The following is a 15,980-nucleotide window of genomic DNA, read 5'->3' on the forward strand; positions in this document are numbered from 1 at the left end:
CCGACCACACCCCGCACACCCCAAAACCACACCACACCACGACTACCACTGGGGGCGCGCCCACCCACTCCCCCCCCGGGGTACCCCCCCGGCCGGCCCCCGCCCGTTGCCTGCGGGGGGCCCCCCCCCACCACTTTGATACGACAAAAGTCACGAGGAAGTGCAGAGGAACTAATGGACGAGCTTCAGCTCGAAGGCATCACCAAGGGCTACCTCGGTGTGCAGGCGCTCAAGGGGGTGAGCTTCTCGGTCAAGCGGGGGAGCATCCACGCCCTCGCCGGGCAGAACGGAGCCGGCAAGTCGACGCTGGTCAAGATCCTCTCCGGGGCGGAGACGCCCGACGGCGGCACGATCCGCCTGGGTGGCGAGGTCATGAAGTTCCGTGAGCCGACGGATGCGCAGGCCGCAGGCATCCACACGATCTACCAGGAACTGAGCCTCGTTCCCTCGCTCTCGGTGGCCGAGAACATCTTCCTCGGAACGCTGCCGAACAAGGGAAGCGTCGTCAATTGGACTGAAATGCAGGCCAGATCGCGGGAGGCTCTCGCCCGCGTCGGCTTCGATCTCGACGTGCGTCAGCCGGTCTCGAGCTTCTCAGTGGCCGAACAGCAAGCTGTGGAACTCGCCAAGGCGCTGCACAAGGATGCACGGGTGCTGCTGCTCGACGAGCCCACCTCGACCCTTCCGCTGCCCGACGTCGAGCGCCTCTTCACCGTGCTGCGACGGCTTGCTGCCGAAGGCGTCACTCTCCTCTACATCTCGCACCGAATGGACGAGCTCTACAGCCTCTGCGACGCGGTCACCGTGCTACGCGACGGCGTCACCGCCGCCGACCTGACAACGGCCGAGACGAAGCCGGCCGACGTCGTGACAGCGATGGTCGGCAAGAGTCTCGAGGGCTCGATCGCGGATGCCGCCCTCCGTGGCGAACGCAGCCCCCGCCTCGGAGCGGGTCGCACCGACACGATCCTGCTGTCCGCGCGCGGCCTCGGCGAGAACGACCGGGTGGCCGAGATCGACTTCGATCTGTATCAGGGCGAGGTGCTCGGCATCGCCGGTCTGATCGGCTCCGGCCAGTCGGAGCTCGCCAGCCTGCTCGCGGGCGCTCGGAAGAGGACGGACGGGCAACTCCTGATCGACGACAAGGCGGTCACGTTCAACTCGCCCCGCGACGCCATCCGGCGCGGGATCGGCCTGCTGCCGCAGGACCGCAAGGCGCAGGGCTTCATCCCCGACATGGGCGTCGCCGGCAACATCACCCTGGCGAGCATGCCGATGTTCAGCCGGCTCGCCGTGATCGACGGCAAGCGCGAGAGGCGCGCGGCGCAAGACATGGTGACGAAACTCGGAATGAAGGTCTCCAGCGTCAATCAGCCGATGAAGACCCTGAGCGGTGGAACACAGCAGAAGGGCATCCTCGCCCGCTGGCTGGTGCGCTCCTCTCGCCTCCTCATCTGCGACGAGCCGACCCGTGGTGTCGATGTCGGCGCCAAGGAAGACATGTACGAGCTCATCCGCGACTTCGCCCGCTCCGGCGGAACCGTGATCATCGCGAGCTCCGAGATCTCCGAGGCGATGATGTGCGACCGGGTCCTCGTGATGGCGCGCGGCCGAGTGGTCGCCGAATTCGACCACGACGAGATCGACCCGCAGGGTCAGCGGATCCTGCAGCTTCTCGCATAACCCCTAGACGAAAACCCACTGACTGAACCCACTGACGGGAAAGAAAATGTCGAACAATACTCTCAAAGAGCCGGTGAAGCCCACCGATCAGTCCTCAGCCTCGCAACCGCGCTCGACCTGGGGCGGTGTGGTCAAGCGCATCCTGCCGAAGACCTACCTTCTGCTGGTGCTCGTCGTCATCATCGTGATCGGCTATTACGTCTCGGGCGACTTCCTCACGTTGAGGAACGCGGAAAACGTGATCGCGGCCGCGTCGATCGTAGCAGTGCTCGCGATCGGCCAGTTCTTCGTGATCCTCACCGGCGGCATCGACCTCTCGGTCGGGTCGATTCTGGCGATGTCCACCGTGATCGTGGCGCTGACCCTTCAGGCAGGCATGGCCACAGGGCTCTCAGTTGCGTTCACGCTGTTCTGCTGCGGGATCGCAGGACTGGTCAACGGCCTGCTCGTGGTGTGGCTACGCATCCCGCCGTTCATCGCCACACTCGCCATGATGAGCGCGGTGAAGGGCTTCAGCTACATCATCCAGTCGACCAGCCTCATCCAGATCACCGATCAGACCTTCATCGACCTGTTCTCACGAGGCACGACCCTCGGCCTGCAGAACCCGGTCATGATCTTCCTCGTCGTGATGATCCTCGCGGCACTCGTGGCGAAGTTCACGACCTTCGGCCGCTCGCTCTACGCGATCGGCGGCAACCCGGAAGCGGCACGTCTCTCCGGCCTGCCGGTGGCCCGCAACCTGCTCATCACCTACACGATGTCGGGCCTGCTCGCCGGACTCGCCGGCCTCATCGCGGCCGCCCAGCTCCGCCAGGGCAGCTCGCTCATCGGTGTCGGCTACGAACTGGACGCGATCGCCGCGGTCGTCGTCGGCGGCGCCTCCCTCATGGGCGGCAAGGGCGACCCGATCAGTTCCGTGATCGGTGTGTTCGTGCTCGCCACGATCATCAATGTAATGAACCTGGTGGGTATCTCCTCGGAGCCCCAGCTCGTGATCAAGGGTGCCGTCATCGTGATCGCGGTCTTCCTCTCCAGCGCGGGCGGCGTGCAGAGGATCTCCGGGTTCTTCAGATCGCACTTCGGCCGGCGCACGGTACGGGCAGCGAGCTAGAAGAATGTCGGCACCTTCGAGCACAGAGAAGCAGTCGACGACTCGCGGTGCCAGGATGATCGATGTCGCACGACTTGCGGGGGTATCCCAGCAGACCGTCTCCCGGGTGGTAAACGACAGCCCCAACGTGGCCCCGGACATCCGGGAGCGCGTCGAGCTGGCGATCCGTCAGCTGCGTTACCGTCGCAACCCGGCCGCTCGTGCACTGGCGAACGGGCAGACGATGAACCTCGGGATCGTCAGCTTCGGACTCGCTCAGTACGGCCCGTCCGTCGCACTCAGCGGCATCGCCGACGAGGCGCGCAGCGCCGGCTACGCGACCAACCTGGTCACCCTCGGTGACGTCGACCGAGTCGCCATGAAGGCCGCGCTCGACCATCTGGCCGAGGACTCGGTCGACGGGATCGTCGTACTGGCGCCGGTGCAAGCGGCGCTCGAAGCGATCTCCGGGCTCGAAGCGGGCGTGCCCCTGGTGTTCTTCGAGCCGGGTGCCCCCGAGGGAACCACGAGCGTGGCGACCGATGAGGTCGGCGGCGCCGCACTCGCAACCCGCCATCTGCTCGAGCTCGGCCACGCCACCGTCTGGCAGGTGGCCGGCCCCCGCGGCTGGCTGGGCACCGAGGCTCGCCTCCGCGGCTGGTCCGCGACCCTCGCGTCGGCCGGGCGGGTGACGAACCCCGTGATCTCGGGCGACTGGTCGACTCGCTCCGGCTACGCCGCCGGTCGCGAGATCGCCCGCAACCCGGATATCACTGCCGTGTTCGTAGCCAACGACCAGATGGCGCTGGGTGTCGTCAAAGCTCTCTCCGAGTGCGGAGTGCGCGTGCCGGAAGACATCAGTGTCGTCGGGTTCGACGACGTCCCCGAATCCCGGTACTACCGGCCCGGGCTCACGACGGTGCATCTCGACTTCGAGGAGGTCGGCCGCTTGGCGGTCGACCGCATCCTGCACCTGATGCGCGGCGGACACGCCGACGCGTTGCCCCGGGTGTTGCCGAAGCTCGTCGTGCGCCAGAGCACTGCGCCGCCCTCCGGCATCCCACGAACCATCGACCCTCACCTCAGATAGAAAGCGAAGCGCATGACCATCAAACAACTCGGGCGTACCGACCTCACCGTCTCCGACGTCTGCGTCGGAACCAGCGCCCTCGGCAGCTTCCCCGCCCAGTACGGCTACGAAGTCGACACGGAGACGGCCGTCGCCACGATCCGCCGAGTCTTCGAAGGACCGTTCACCTTCATTGACACCTCCAACGAATACGGCGGCGGCGACAGCGAAAAGCGCATCGGACAGGCAATCCGCGACAACGTGGGAGTCCCTGACGGCGTCGTCGTGGCCACCAAAGTCGACCCGATTCCCGGAACGACCGACTTCTCCGGTGATCGCGTGCGGCGTTCGGTGGACGAGAGCCTCGAGCGACTCGGCCTCGACACGCTTCCGCTCGTCTATCTGCACGACCCCGAGAAGATCACCTTCGAAGAGGGCGTTGCGCCCGGCGGCCCCCTCGAGGCGCTGATCGCCCTGCGCGACCAAGGTGTCATCGACTACCTGGGCGTCGCCGGCGGTCCGATCGACCTCGAGCTTCAGTACCTTGCGACCGAGGCCTTCGACGCGGTCATCAGTCACAACCGCTTCACCCTCGTCGACCAGTCGGCCGAGCCGCTGCTCGACGATGCGCAGGCCCGCGGTGTGGCTTTCGTGAACGCTGCTCCCTTCGGCGGCGGGATGCTCGTGAAGGGTCCGGATGCGGTCCCCACCTACTGCTACGCCCCCGTCAGCGACGAGGTGCTCGAGCGCGTGCGCCGCATGGAGGCGCTCTGTGCAGAGCACGGGGTCCCGCTCGCCGCCGCAGCCCTGCAGTTCTCGCTGCGCGACCAGCGCGTCACGTCGACGATCGTGGGCATGTCCGAGCCGAAGCGTGTAGAACAGACGGCCGAGCTCTCCGCTCTCGAGATCCCCGGTGCGCTGTGGGACGAACTGCTGCCGATTGCGCGGCTCGGCCGCACCGGCGTGCTGGCGTAGCCCGCGCATCCTGAACCCCAGATTTGTCAGAAGGAAAGGACAGAGAATGACCACCCTCAAGAACCCCGAACCCGTCGACGTCGTGATCGTCGGCGCCGGGGCCGGCGGGGCGACCGCCGCCAAGGTACTGACAGAGGCGGGACTGCGGGTCGTCGGCCTCGAGCGCGGCCCGTGGCTGAAGCCCGAGCACGCGTCTGGAGACGAGCTGAAGTTCCTCAACCGCAACTTCATCTGGCAGGACCCGAAACTCAAGCCTCGCACATACCGTCAGAACGACAGCGAAGAGGCCGTCATCACCAACTTCTCGGCGACCCCGCAGGTCGTCGGAGGCGGGACGACCCACTGGGGCGGCATGGTTCCCCGCATGACAGTGAACGACTTCCGCCTGCGCTCGCTGCACGGTGACGTCGAAGGCGCGAGCCTCGTCGACTGGCCGATCTGCTACGACGACCTCGAGCCGTACTACACACGCGTCGAGTGGGAGTTCGGCACCTCGGGTCTCGGCGGAGCCAACCGCTGGGAGGGCCGCCGCACCCGTGACTACCCGACCAAGCCGGCGCCGCTCAGCCAGGTCGGCCGCAAGTTCGCGACCGCGATGGACAAGATGGGGCACAGCACGTTCCCGATGCCCCAGGGCATGGTCACCGAACCGTATCGCGGCCGCAAGCCGTTCAGCGAGAACGGGTTCTGGCAGCAGTACCCCGACCCGGGAGACGGCAAGTCCTCTACTCTGATCAGCTTCATCCCGGATGCGATCAACACCGGCCTGTACGACTTGCGCTCCGACTGCTACGTCAGTGAGATCCTCGTCGACAAGACCGGCAAGGCCACGGGCGTGCGCTACCAGGACGAGAACGGCAACGAGTTCGTGCAGAACGCCAAAGCCGTCATCGTCTGCGGTGGCGGCATCGAGACCCCGCGCTTGCTGCTCATGTCCAAGTCGGCGCTGTTCCCCGACGGACTCGGCAACGGCAGCGGCCAGGTCGGCAAGAACGCGACGTTCCACCAGTATTCGTTCTCGGTCGGCCTGTTCGACAAAGAACTGCACGACCCGCTCTACGGCTGGTCGGGGCACTACATGAACCTGTGCTCGTTCGACTTCTACGAGACCGACGAGTCGCGGGGACACATCCTCGGCTCCCTGATCTTCCCGTCGATGCTCGGCCACCCGGTCAACTGGAGCTTCCCGGGTCGCCCCACCTGGGGGCAGGCGGCGAAAGACGCCGACCGCGACCTGTTCAACTACAGCATGAAGATCGGCATCCTGCTCCACGATCTGCCGGTCGAGTCCAACCGCGTCGACCTCGACCCGACGGTGAAGGATGCGTGGGGTCTGCCGGTCGCTCGGATCACCCACACGCCGCACGCCAACGACTTCGCGCAGGAGAAGTGGCAGGTCAAGAAGAACGGCGAGATCCTCGAGGCGGCCGGCGCGTCCAAGATCGTGCCGGTCAACATGGAGCGGATCACGGGAAACACCTCGCATGAGCTCGGCACCGCGCGGATGGGCGACGATCCGGCGACTTCGGTGGTCGACAAGTGGTGCCGCTCGCACGAGGTGCCGAACCTGTACGTCTTCGACGCGAGCTTTTTCCCGACCGCGACCGGCATCAACCCGGCGCTGACGATCATGGCGAACGCCTGGCGTTGCGCCGACCGCATCATCGCCGTGGACCGCCACGGCTGGACCGACTGACATCGACCGCGACCTCAGAGGAGAAGACGAAACAATGGGACAAGCAGAATGGGTCACCGTACCGATCTCGACGCGAGACTCGAACGGGCCGCTGTTCTTCACGGAGCACGAATGGGTGACTGTCGAGGCGGCCACTGCGCGCATCATTCCGACGGACCACCATCCGGGAGCGAAGGAGGCAGGCGTGGTCCGCTTCATCGACCGGATGCTGGCTGGGACGCAATTCGTCTTCCCCGCAGCCGACGGCAACGGATTTCTCCGCATGGAGGGGCTCGAGGAGAAGGCCTGGCAGGAGCGTATCGAGAGCCGCCAGAAGTTCTACCGCGAGGGGATCGTCGAACTCGACGGCATCGCCGACGACACGTTCGGCGTTCAGTTCGTCGATCTTGACGACGCGCAACAGGATGTGGTGCTCGAGACCATCTCGAGAAAGGAGAAGCCGGCGAAGTTCGTCTTCACCGACTCGGACGGTCAGGGCAGTGGGGGAGCGCCGGCCGGGAACCAGCCGGTCAACGAGGACTTCCTCGAGTTCTTCCCGCTCCTCGTGCTGAACACCCGACAGGGCTTCTACGGTGACCCCGTCTACGGCGGCAATGACAACCGTCTCGGCTGGCGGGTCATCGGGTTCCCCGGCCCGCCGTCGCTCGCCTCGACGATGGACGGCAGCTATACGACGCTCGAGTACATGATCCCGGAGGCTGAGTGGCCGTACGAGCAGCACCCGGCAGTGCTGCGCTACGGGAACCGCTGAGCCCGGCCGCTCATTCCCGTCGCGCCGGCCGGGCGCTGTGCAGGCGCCCGGCCCGTCGCGGCCATAATTGGGGGATGGTTTTCCATTCCGCGCAGTCGTCGGCCGTTCGAGGGTCCGATCGATGATCGAGGCTCCCCGCGCCGCGCGGATGGTCGACGTCGCCCGCCTTGCCGGAGTCTCGCAGCAGACGGTCTCACGCGTCGTCAACGGGCACACCAACGTCGCCCCCGAGATCCGCGAACGGGTCGAGAACGCGATCTCGCAGTTGCGCTACCGCCGCAACTCGGCCGCCCGCAGCCTGGCGACGAGCCGTTCTATGAATCTCGGCGTGCTCAGCTACGCGCTGTCGGTACACGGCCCGGCACTCGCGCTGTTCGGTATCGCAGAAGAGGCACGTCGGAGCGGCTACGCCACAAGCCTGGTGAGCATCGCTGACGTGGACCGCACCAGCATCAAGGCAGGCCTCGACTCACTCGTCGAAGACGGGGTCGACGCGATCGTGGTCCTGGCTCCGATGACCGCGGCCAGGGAGGTGCTGCACCGGCTCGACTCGGATGTGCCGGTCGTGCGGTTCGAACAGGGATCGCCCGCGGGCCCGTCGACCGTGTCCGTCGACGAAACGCTCGGTGCTCAGCTGGCCACCCGGCACCTGCTCGACCTCGGCCACGAGACCGTTCATTTCGTCGGCGGTCCGGTCGGATGGATGGCCTCGGAGGCTCGCCGGCGCGGCTGGCAGACCGAACTCGCCCTCGCCGGGCGGGTCACGCCCCTCGAATTCGAGTCCCCGGACTGGTCGGCGGAGTCCGGCTACCGCGCCGGCATCGAGATCGCCGCGGACCGCTCCATCACGGCTGTCCTGGCGATCAACGACGCGATGGCCCTCGGTATCATGAAGGCCCTCGACGAGCGCGGCCTCTCCGTTCCCGAAGACGTGAGCATCGTCGGATTCGACGACCGCGACGAATCGCCGTTCTTCCGGCCCGCTCTCACCACCGTGCGGCTCGACTTCACCGAGGTCGGCCGCCGAGCCGTCGAGAGCGTCCTGCGCACACTGCGCGGCGAGGCCCCCGAGACCATCCCCCTCATCGAGCCCGAGCTGAAGGTACGCGAGAGCACCGGGCCGCGTCGCTGACCCGTTGTGCTAGCTGCGTGGCTCGTTGCGGATGTGCCAGACCTCATCGATGAACCGCGTCACTGCGGGCTCGAGTTCGCCGACAGAAGGAATCGCCAGATGGAGGTGGCGCTCGAGCTGGACGTCGACCAAAGGGATGAGGAGAACGGACGGCGTGGGTTCGGAGATCGTGGGATGACTGAGCCCTCCGGGGACGATCCCGACTCCGACGCCCGCGCCGACGAGCTGCAGGACGAGGTCCCACGAGTTGGTTTCGCATACGACGTTTCGGACGATGCCGCGACCGGCGAAAGCCGCGTCGTTCACAAGGCGGGACGTCCAGGTCGTGGGGACTTCCACGAACCTTTCGTGTTCGAGCTGAGATAGACGCACGTTCTTCTCGCCGGCCAACGGATGTGCTGGTCCGACCGCGAGTTTCATGGGCTCGCGCCCCAGCTTCACGAGGCGCAATCGGTGCCCGGCGCTGGGCGGCGCCGGAACGATAGCGCAGTCCAGTTCGCCCGATTCGACCATCGCTAACATATCCAATGCAGCTAGTTGCAGGACCTCGACGGTGATCCCCGGGTAGTCGCGAGTGAACCGGGCGACGTACTCGCTCAGGGGCACGACGTGCTCTGCCGACTGCATCGCGCCGATACGCAGGGCGCCGGTGATCGCCTCGCGCGAATCGCGCACCGCCTGGCGTGCATACCCAGCGCTGCTGATCGTGCGGCGGGCTGGACCCTCGAGTGCGAATCCCGCGCTAGTCAGGCGAATCGGCCGACTGCCACGCACGTACAGAGGGGTTTCCAGCTCGCGTTCAAGCGAGTGGATCGAGTTGGAGAGCCCCGATTGAACGATGTGTTCGCGCTGGGCTGCGCGGGTGAAATTCTGCTCTTCCGCCAGTGCCAGAAAGTGGCGGAGCTGCCTCAATTCCATGAATCACCTTCCATCTGTTCTGCAGATCGTAGCGCGTTCGGCTCTCTCCAAGAAGGATCAGGGAGTCGTACGCTCGCCAAGAGCACATCGCCTTCCGATTGGAGAACTCACCATGGCAATCGCAGCCGCGGACAACCCAGGACTGCCACACGCACGCTCGCGAGCACGCCACCTCACGGGATTCTGGCTGGTGACCGGCGCGGTCGTCATCCTGCAGGCGTTCGCTACGCTTCCCACTCCGCTCTGGCCGCTCTACGCAGAGCAGGATGGACTGACTTCGACGCTGGTCACCGTGGCATTCGCGATCACGGTCGTCGGCACAGTAGTCGGGCTCGTGTTCTTCGGACACTTGTCGGATCGTTTCGGTCGACGTCCAATCATCGTGCCGGCACTGGCCGTCGGCGTCGGCGTCGCAGTCGTGATGATGGTGTGGCCTGCGTATCCCGGCCTTTTGGTGGGGCGCTTCCTCACCGGATTAGCGGTCGGCCTGGTCGCGTCCACCGCCACGACGTACCTGTCGGACCTTTACCGGGCCGCACGGCCATCCAACGCGCTGTCTCGTTTCCCCTCGACCGTCGCATCCATCGCGCTCCTTGGCGGCCTTTCGCTCGGCCCGCTCGTCTCCGGGGTGATCGCTCAGTGGTTCACCGCCCCGTTGACGACGTCGTATCTCGTCTTCATCGTGGCGATGACGGGGGGAATCGTGGCCGTGTCGCTGAGTCCCGAGACGGTTGACCGCCAGGCCTTCCGCAGGGAGCAGACGCGGCGATTCCGACTTCGAGAGGGCCGGCGGCTGGCGTTCATCGGGGCGTCGGCGGTGGCTTTCTGCTCATTCGGCGGGTTCGGAGTGCTTCTGTCCCTCGGCTCATTGATCGTGCAGAACGAGCTGCATGTCGCGGCACCGGTCATCTGGGGATTCGCGGCGTTCGTCGCGCTCGGCGTCTCCGCCGTCTCGCAGATCGCTCTGGGGGCGCTTTCCCCGAGCTGGATGCTGGGACTGGGCACCGGCGCCGCAGCCGTCGGGTTCCTGATCATCATCGTCGGACTGTTCAACCCGTCGCTGACCCTCTTCCTGATCGGCGCGGGCATCGCCGGCGCCGGGCTTGGCCTGTTGTTCAAATCTGCGCTGGCAGTCGCGGCGACGACCGCCGATCCGGCCGCCACGGCGGGCGTGATCGCAATCTTCTTCACAATCACCTACCTGGGACAGGGCCTTCCGCCGGTGCTGCTGGCGATCGCCACCTCGTTCGTGAGCCCGCAAGTCGGCCTCTGCGCGTTCGCAGTGGCAATCGTCGCTGTGACGCTGGTCGCCGCCCGGCTCCAGGTGTCTGCGCTGCGCAAGAACAGCTGATCGCTGGGTTCGCCCGTTCCCGAGAGGATCGGGGCGAGGTTGAAGCTAGGCATGCGCTCGGTTCCAGGGCTACGATTCGTTCATCGCGGCCCGAGAAGCGACCGCCTGCTTCGCCCATGACGATGTCAGGGGAGTGGCGCATGACCGATGACAACCTACCGACCCTGCTGTTCGTCCACGGGTGAAGGGAGGACAGATGGAGGTCACATTCTGGGGGCACTCGTGCTTCTTGGTGAGCTCGGGTGACGACCGGGTGCTCGTCGACCCAGGCACCTTCACGCCACGACTGCCGTCGTTGTCGCCGCAGGCGGTGGTGGTCACCCACGTGCATCCTGACCACTTCGATCGAGAGGTGCTCACCCGGTTGATCACTGAGGACTCCTCGCGCCGGATCTTCTCGACCGCCGCTGTCGCCGAGACGCTCGGCCCGACCGTGACGGTGGTCGACGCGGACTGTTGCGACACGGTCGGCTCGCTGCGTTTCGAGTTCACCACCGGCGCCCACGCCGAAATCCTGGAGAAAGCCCCCCGCCCCGAGAATCTCGCGGTGCGCATCAACGACGAACTCTTCTACCCGGGCGACTCGTTCTCGCCGCCGGGAGGTGACGTGAACCTGCTGATGCTGCCCATCTCCGCGCCGTGGTTGCGGATCTCGGAGGTCGAGAAGTATCTGCAGCTGGTGCGTCCGAAATGGGTGGTTCCCGTGCACACCGGTGTCTTGTCGGACGACGGCCTGAAGCTGACGCTGGGACTCGTCAGATCGATCACCCGAGACATCCGGGCGGAGTTCACCGAACTCCTGCCCGGCGAACGCTGCACCGTCGACGTCTGACGGGACGGCGACGCATAAGCAGAAGTCCAACAACGGCCTGCTCGCCTTCCTCACCCGCTGACCGTACGCAAGGGAAAGAATCATGACCGACAACACTGCAAGAACACCCACCGTCGTGCTCGTGCACGGTGCTTTCGCCGACGCAGGCAGCTGGGCCGACGTCGCCGACATCCTTCTGAAAGCCGGTGTTCCGGTACTCGGCCCCGCGGTGCCGCTGCGGGGCCTCGCCAGTGACTCGGCGTACATCGCCTCGGTCTTCTCGCAGATCGACGGGCCCGTCCTGGCCGTCGGTCACTCCTACGGTGGTGCTCTGATCAGCAACGCCGCCGCCGCAAGCAGCAACGTCGTCGGGCTGGTGTTCGTCTCGGGATTCTCGCCCGAAGTCAATGAGGCCCTCAGTGAGGTGGAGGGCACGTCGAGGGACAGCGCCCTGGCTCCGGCCCTGCTGCAACGCACGTACCCGACCGGTGTCGGAGGCGAGACGGCGATCGAGCTCTACGTGGATCCGGCGCAATTCCACCGAGTGTTCGCCGGAGACCTGTCGGAGGATCAGGCAAACGTCTACGGTGCCACGCAGCGGCCTGTGGCAGCCGCGGCGTTCGACGAGCGGTCGAGCGCCGCCGCATGGAAAACCCTGCCGTCGTGGGCCGTAGTCGCCCGGGGCGACAAAGCGGCCGGGTCGGATGTGATCCTCTCGATGGCGCAGCGGGCCGGTGCCGAAATCGTTGAGCTCGAGGGCTCGCACGTCATCATGATCTCCCAGCCCCAGCCCGTCGCCGACCTCATTCTGAAAGCGCTGAAGGCGGTGACCTCGTGACGCCCGCCGACCCACACGCGACATCGTCGAGTGATGCGCTCGCCGGCCGGCTCAAGCGCACCGAGCTCCAGAACAAGCACTCCTCGATACCGGGCCGCGACATCGTCCAGGTGCTCACCGAAATCCCTGTAGGCGTGGAGTCGGGCTGGCACACGCATCCGGGCGAGGAGGTCGGCTACATCCTCGCCGGAACCGTCGAGATGAAGATCGCGGGGCAGCCTTCGCTGACCCTGCACGCTGGAGACCCCTTCCTCATGCCGCCCGGCACGCCGCACAACGCGCTCGACCTCGGACCCGACACCGGGCGGATGCTGTCCACCTATATCGTCGACCCCGACCAGGCGCTGGCCAGCTTCGTCGACACGCCCTAACCGGGTCACAGACGTGACCGCTGACCCCGTGATCACATAGACGGGCGTCGACTACGGTGTCGTGATTGAGTCGACGGCCGACATAGGCGTTCGATGGGGGCTGGACGGCGCGTTGATCCGCTTGCCGAGGTCGAGCGCCAGCGCTGCGGTCCAGCTGAAGCGGGTCGTTCCGCGGGGTTCGGCGGAGTAGGGGTCGAGGTACTCCGGGAAGTCGTGTTCGAGGGCGGCTTCGTCCATGTCGCGCGAGAGTACCCGGGCTTCGTCGTCGTGCCCACGCTCGTAGAGCGCTTCGGCGACGAGCCAGGCGGTGTTGAACCACGATGGCCCACGCCAGTAGCGATCGGGGTCGAAGGTCGGTGCGGTGAGGTCGTGGCTGGGGACCATCGCGACCTCGCCGAGGCGGAAGTGAGGGCCGCGCAGCTCGGCGATGAGCTCACTCGTGTGCAGGAGCTCAGGCAGGAGCAGCGGCACGAGGCCGGCGACGGTGCGGTACGGCTGACGTTCGCCGGTGAGCACGTCGCGGGCCACGTACGCGCCGAGCTCCGGTGACCAGAGACTCTCCAGAGCCGCCGTTATGCGGTCGCATTCGTGGAGATGGCGCTCAGCATCCTCTCCGATGAGCTCGGCGATCGCCGACAATGCCAGCTCCGAGCGTGCCCAGAGAGCGTTGAAGCCCGGATCCTCGAACTGGAACGGGTATCCGGCGTCGGCGTCGTCGCAGTCGTGGTCGCGGTAGCGCGCGGCCAGGTAGAGGTATTTGCCGTACTCGGTGTTCGAGGGGCGGTGCCCGGCGTCGGCGTGAAGGAGGTCGGGGCGCGGGATGTCCTCGTCGTACGTTTCCGAGATCGAGGCGAGCGCCGCATCCCAGTAAGGCGAGTTGTCCATGCCGCTCTCCCAGGGGTGCACGATGCGGGCGAGGCCCGTTTCGCCGCCACGCCGGGTGCGGAGGTAGTCATGCCATCGCACCAACCGCGGATACGCGCGCTCGAGGAAGCGGCGATGCTCGGACTCCGCCGGGTCAGCCTGGTGGACCATCAGCACCGCCAGCGCGTGGTTGGGGGCCTGGATCAGCCCGGCGGTGGGTACGGCGGGGGAGCCTGGGATGGTCTCGCTGTGCCAGAACGTGGCGCCCGGCGAGTATCCGTCGTCCCGCCCGGAGTGGAACACGATCTGGGGGAGGCGTCCGTCGGCCCACTGGGCGCTGAGGATGGTGTCCATCTCCAGCTGCGCACGGCGAGGTGAGAGGTGGCGCAGTCCGATGGCGATGAAGGCCGAGTCCCAGCTCCACTGGTGGGGATAGAGCCCGCTTGCCGGAACGGTGTAGCTGCCGCGCCAATTGCCCAGGAGAACCCGGGCGGCGGCGGTCTCGAGCCCGGTCACAGGTAGCGCCGGAGCAGTGGGGGAACGGTGGGAAGGACCTCGTCTGCCGGCCCGGAGAGCCTGCTCTCCACAGCGATGGACCGCTCGTAGCCGATCGCGGCGACGGTCGCGCCGAAGAGGGCCCAGTCGACGTGGCCGGCGCCCGGCTCGAGGCGGTTGGAGTCGCTGGCCTGCAGGTGCCCGATGAGCGGTGCGACCTCCAGGAGGGCAGCTGCCGGGTCGGACTCCTCGATGTTCATGTGGTAGGTGTCGGCGACGATCCGCACGGCCGGCGACCCGACTTCGCGGATGAGCGCGGCCGCCGCCGACAGTGTGTTGACGAGGTAGTCCTCGTAGCGGTTCAGGGGCTCGAGGAAGAGCTCGACACCCTCCTTCTCGGCATGCTCGCCCAACCGGCCGAGCGCGTCCACCAGGATGTCGTGGTCCTCTTCGGGCGAGCGGGGCGGCTCGAACGGCGGGAGGCGACGGGAGAACATCCCGTACGATCCTGGCGTCATCACACCGACGCCGCCGATCTCGGCCATGACCGTGAGCTGGGACGTGAGCTGCGCGATCGCGTCCTCGCGCAGGCCTCGGTCGAAGGCGCCGATGAAGTGCGACATCTCGACGCATGTCGTCGGCATGATCACTCCGGCATCTCGGGCACGGGTGAGCTCCGGAAGCCTCGACGCGAAGTGGAAGTCGCCTTTGCTCCGCAGCTCGATGCCGTCGAAGCCCCAGGCGAGGGCCGCCTCGAACTTCTCTTCGAGCGACGCGCCAGGAAGGTGCTGCTCCTGCACGGTGATCTGGTTCATCAGAACTCCAGCACGATCTGAAGCGCCGCCGAGGGGTCGGTGTCGAGCAGCTCGTACGCCTCTGCCGCATCTTCGATGGCGTAACGGTGGGTGACGAGCTGCGCTGCGTCGAGGCGGCCGTCGGCGAGCGCGTCGACTACCGTGCGCTGCAGTCGGCCGACATCCCAGCGGGCGCGCAGGCGATTCGGCACGGAACCGATCTGCGAGGCGATCAGCTGGATGCGGTTGTGGTGGAATTCCTCGCCGAGGTGCAGCGGCGTCGCGTCGCCCTGGTAGAAGCCGGAGGCGACGACCGTGCCGTCCGCGCCCACTGCCCGCATGGCGGCGTGGAGCGCGTGGTAGTTGCCGCTCAGCTCGATGGCTACGTCGGCACCGGCTCCTCCGGTGAGCTCCCGGATGGTGTACGCCAGCTGGTCACCGGGCTCGAGTGCGTGCGTCGCGCCCCACTGCAGAGCGGCCTCGCGGCGTGACGGGATGCCGTCGACGGCGATCACGGTGGCCCCGTTGAGCGAGGCGAAGCGCGTCGCGAGCAGACCGATCACGCCCTGGCCGAAGATCACGACGGTGGTGCCGACGCCGAGGTCGGCGGCGAGCACGCCGTTGAGCGCGATGGCGCCGACGCGGACGAACGCGGCGGCGAGGGGGTCGAGCCCAGCGGGAAGCACGTGACCGCGGAGCGCGTCCATGGCCAGGATGCCTTCGGCGCGGTGGCCCCAGATGCCCCAGACCCGATCACCGACCCGTGGGGCATCGCCCGGGAGCTCGCCATCGGCGGCCACCTCGACCACTTCCCCGACTTCGGAGTATCCCCACCCGTCGAGCGGGTAGGCGAGTCCGGCCTGCTGGTCGGCGCCGCGGAAGAGGCGGATGTCCGGGTCCCACGCGGAGGTGAGGTACGGGTTGGTGCCCCGATAGGCGGTGAGCTCGGTGCCTGCGGAGATTCCCGAGTAGAGCGTGCGCACGCGCACCTGGCCGGGCTGGAGCTCTTGCGTGAGAGCGTCGACCACTTCGACGACACCCGGGGCGGAGAACCTGAGAAGTCTGTTCACGTTGTTTCTTCCTTGAGACGGCGTGCTGGATACATTAGCACCATCAATAAGCTAGTTCTGTATAGACAC

15 protein-coding genes are annotated in these 15,980 nt (G+C 66.7%); 11 read left to right on the forward strand and 4 right to left on the reverse strand.

Annotated elements, in window-relative coordinates; all coding sequences use genetic code 11:
- Positions 1 to 174: 174 nt before the first annotated feature.
- From ACFVV5_RS09525 to ACFVV5_RS09555, 7 genes are all read left to right on the forward strand, one after another.
- Positions 175 to 1,683 carry a sugar ABC transporter ATP-binding protein gene (locus ACFVV5_RS09525; protein WP_387242494.1) on the forward strand — a complete coding sequence of 503 codons (1,509 nt, stop codon included), beginning with the start codon at positions 175 to 177 and terminating at the stop codon, positions 1,681 to 1,683.
- Positions 1,684 to 1,729: 46 nt separating this feature from the next.
- The gene (locus ACFVV5_RS09530) at positions 1,730 to 2,797 is read left to right on the forward strand and encodes an ABC transporter permease (RefSeq protein ID WP_387242496.1); all 1,068 of its coding nucleotides are present in this window, start codon (positions 1,730 to 1,732) and stop codon (positions 2,795 to 2,797) included.
- 55 nt (positions 2,798 to 2,852) lie between these two features.
- Positions 2,853 to 3,866: a LacI family DNA-binding transcriptional regulator gene (locus tag ACFVV5_RS09535; protein ID WP_387242499.1), complete on the forward strand. Its 1,014-nt coding sequence runs from the start codon at positions 2,853 to 2,855 to the stop codon at positions 3,864 to 3,866.
- Positions 3,867 to 3,878: 12 nt separating this feature from the next.
- Positions 3,879 to 4,820: an aldo/keto reductase gene (locus tag ACFVV5_RS09540; RefSeq protein WP_387242502.1), complete on the forward strand. Its 942-nt coding sequence runs from the start codon at positions 3,879 to 3,881 to the stop codon at positions 4,818 to 4,820.
- A gap of 46 nt (positions 4,821 to 4,866) precedes the next feature.
- Positions 4,867 to 6,516, forward strand: a complete 1,650-nt coding sequence (locus ACFVV5_RS09545) for a GMC family oxidoreductase (RefSeq protein WP_387242505.1) — start codon at positions 4,867 to 4,869, stop codon at positions 6,514 to 6,516.
- Between the two features lie 34 nt (positions 6,517 to 6,550).
- Positions 6,551 to 7,267 carry a gluconate 2-dehydrogenase subunit 3 family protein gene (locus ACFVV5_RS09550; protein ID WP_387242507.1) on the forward strand — a complete coding sequence of 239 codons (717 nt, stop codon included), beginning with the start codon at positions 6,551 to 6,553 and terminating at the stop codon, positions 7,265 to 7,267.
- 148 nt (positions 7,268 to 7,415) lie between these two features.
- A complete protein-coding gene (locus tag ACFVV5_RS09555; RefSeq protein ID WP_387243237.1) occupies positions 7,416 to 8,399 on the forward strand; it encodes a LacI family DNA-binding transcriptional regulator in 984 nt (327 codons plus the stop codon).
- A gap of 9 nt (positions 8,400 to 8,408) precedes the next feature.
- Here ACFVV5_RS09555 and ACFVV5_RS09560 read toward each other — a convergent pair whose 3' ends face one another.
- The gene (locus ACFVV5_RS09560; protein WP_387242510.1) at positions 8,409 to 9,317 is read right to left on the reverse strand and encodes a LysR family transcriptional regulator; all 909 of its coding nucleotides are present in this window, start codon (positions 9,315 to 9,317) and stop codon (positions 8,409 to 8,411) included.
- 112 nt (positions 9,318 to 9,429) lie between these two features.
- On the opposite strand from ACFVV5_RS09560, the gene ACFVV5_RS09565 reads away from it, so the two are divergent.
- The 4 genes from ACFVV5_RS09565 to ACFVV5_RS09580 all read left to right on the forward strand — a co-directional run bounded on the left by ACFVV5_RS09565 (position 9,430) and on the right by ACFVV5_RS09580 (position 12,688).
- On the forward strand, positions 9,430 to 10,668 hold the full coding sequence (locus ACFVV5_RS09565) for an MFS transporter (RefSeq protein WP_387242512.1): 1,239 nt from the start codon (positions 9,430 to 9,432) through the stop codon (positions 10,666 to 10,668).
- A gap of 196 nt (positions 10,669 to 10,864) precedes the next feature.
- A complete protein-coding gene (locus tag ACFVV5_RS09570) occupies positions 10,865 to 11,500 on the forward strand; it encodes an MBL fold metallo-hydrolase (protein WP_387242515.1) in 636 nt (211 codons plus the stop codon).
- Between the two features lie 82 nt (positions 11,501 to 11,582).
- Positions 11,583 to 12,317, forward strand: coding sequence for an alpha/beta fold hydrolase (locus tag ACFVV5_RS09575; RefSeq protein ID WP_387242518.1), 735 nt, complete (start codon positions 11,583 to 11,585; stop codon positions 12,315 to 12,317).
- Positions 12,314 to 12,688: a cupin domain-containing protein gene (locus ACFVV5_RS09580; protein ID WP_387242521.1), complete on the forward strand. Its 375-nt coding sequence runs from the start codon at positions 12,314 to 12,316 to the stop codon at positions 12,686 to 12,688. Before ACFVV5_RS09575 ends, ACFVV5_RS09580 begins: the two co-directional genes overlap by 4 nt.
- 51 nt (positions 12,689 to 12,739) lie before the next feature.
- Here ACFVV5_RS09580 and ACFVV5_RS09585 read toward each other — a convergent pair whose 3' ends face one another.
- From ACFVV5_RS09585 to ACFVV5_RS09595, 3 genes are read right to left on the reverse strand one after another with little or no spacing between them, the layout of a single operon-like run.
- Positions 12,740 to 14,068, reverse strand: coding sequence for a hypothetical protein (locus ACFVV5_RS09585; protein WP_387242524.1), 1,329 nt, complete (start codon positions 14,066 to 14,068; stop codon positions 12,740 to 12,742).
- Positions 14,065 to 14,862 (reverse strand): sugar phosphate isomerase/epimerase family protein, encoded by a 798-nt coding sequence (locus ACFVV5_RS09590; RefSeq protein WP_387242527.1) that lies wholly within the window; start codon positions 14,860 to 14,862, stop codon positions 14,065 to 14,067. The genes ACFVV5_RS09585 and ACFVV5_RS09590 overlap by 4 nt, the downstream gene beginning before the upstream one ends.
- Positions 14,862 to 15,911 (reverse strand): zinc-binding alcohol dehydrogenase, encoded by a 1,050-nt coding sequence (locus ACFVV5_RS09595; RefSeq protein WP_387242530.1) that lies wholly within the window; start codon positions 15,909 to 15,911, stop codon positions 14,862 to 14,864. The genes ACFVV5_RS09590 and ACFVV5_RS09595 overlap by 1 nt, the downstream gene beginning before the upstream one ends.
- Positions 15,912 to 15,980: the final 69 nt, after the last annotated feature.

The sequence above is a fragment of the Leifsonia sp. NPDC058248 genome (assembly GCF_042881905.1).
In the GTDB taxonomy this organism is placed as follows: Bacteria; Actinomycetota; Actinomycetes; order Actinomycetales; family Microbacteriaceae; genus Leifsonia.

Coding starts and splice junctions, on each gene's coding strand:
- ACFVV5_RS09525 (WP_387242494.1), top strand. CDS start 175: ATGGACGAGCTTCAGCTCGAAGGCATCACCAAGGGCTACCTCGGTGTG.
- ACFVV5_RS09545 (WP_387242505.1), top strand. CDS start 4,867: ATGACCACCCTCAAGAACCCCGAACCCGTCGACGTCGTGATCGTCGGC.
- ACFVV5_RS09590 (WP_387242527.1), bottom strand. CDS start 14,862: ATGAACCAGATCACCGTGCAGGAGCAGCACCTTCCTGGCGCGTCGCTC.
- ACFVV5_RS09535 (WP_387242499.1), top strand. CDS start 2,853: ATGATCGATGTCGCACGACTTGCGGGGGTATCCCAGCAGACCGTCTCC.
- ACFVV5_RS09550 (WP_387242507.1), top strand. CDS start 6,551: ATGGGACAAGCAGAATGGGTCACCGTACCGATCTCGACGCGAGACTCG.
- ACFVV5_RS09540 (WP_387242502.1), top strand. CDS start 3,879: ATGACCATCAAACAACTCGGGCGTACCGACCTCACCGTCTCCGACGTC.
- ACFVV5_RS09560 (WP_387242510.1), bottom strand. CDS start 9,317: ATGGAATTGAGGCAGCTCCGCCACTTTCTGGCACTGGCGGAAGAGCAG.
- ACFVV5_RS09570 (WP_387242515.1), top strand. CDS start 10,865: ATGGAGGTCACATTCTGGGGGCACTCGTGCTTCTTGGTGAGCTCGGGT.
- ACFVV5_RS09555 (WP_387243237.1), top strand. CDS start 7,416: ATGGTCGACGTCGCCCGCCTTGCCGGAGTCTCGCAGCAGACGGTCTCA.
- ACFVV5_RS09530 (WP_387242496.1), top strand. CDS start 1,730: ATGTCGAACAATACTCTCAAAGAGCCGGTGAAGCCCACCGATCAGTCC.
- ACFVV5_RS09575 (WP_387242518.1), top strand. CDS start 11,583: ATGACCGACAACACTGCAAGAACACCCACCGTCGTGCTCGTGCACGGT.
- ACFVV5_RS09565 (WP_387242512.1), top strand. CDS start 9,430: ATGGCAATCGCAGCCGCGGACAACCCAGGACTGCCACACGCACGCTCG.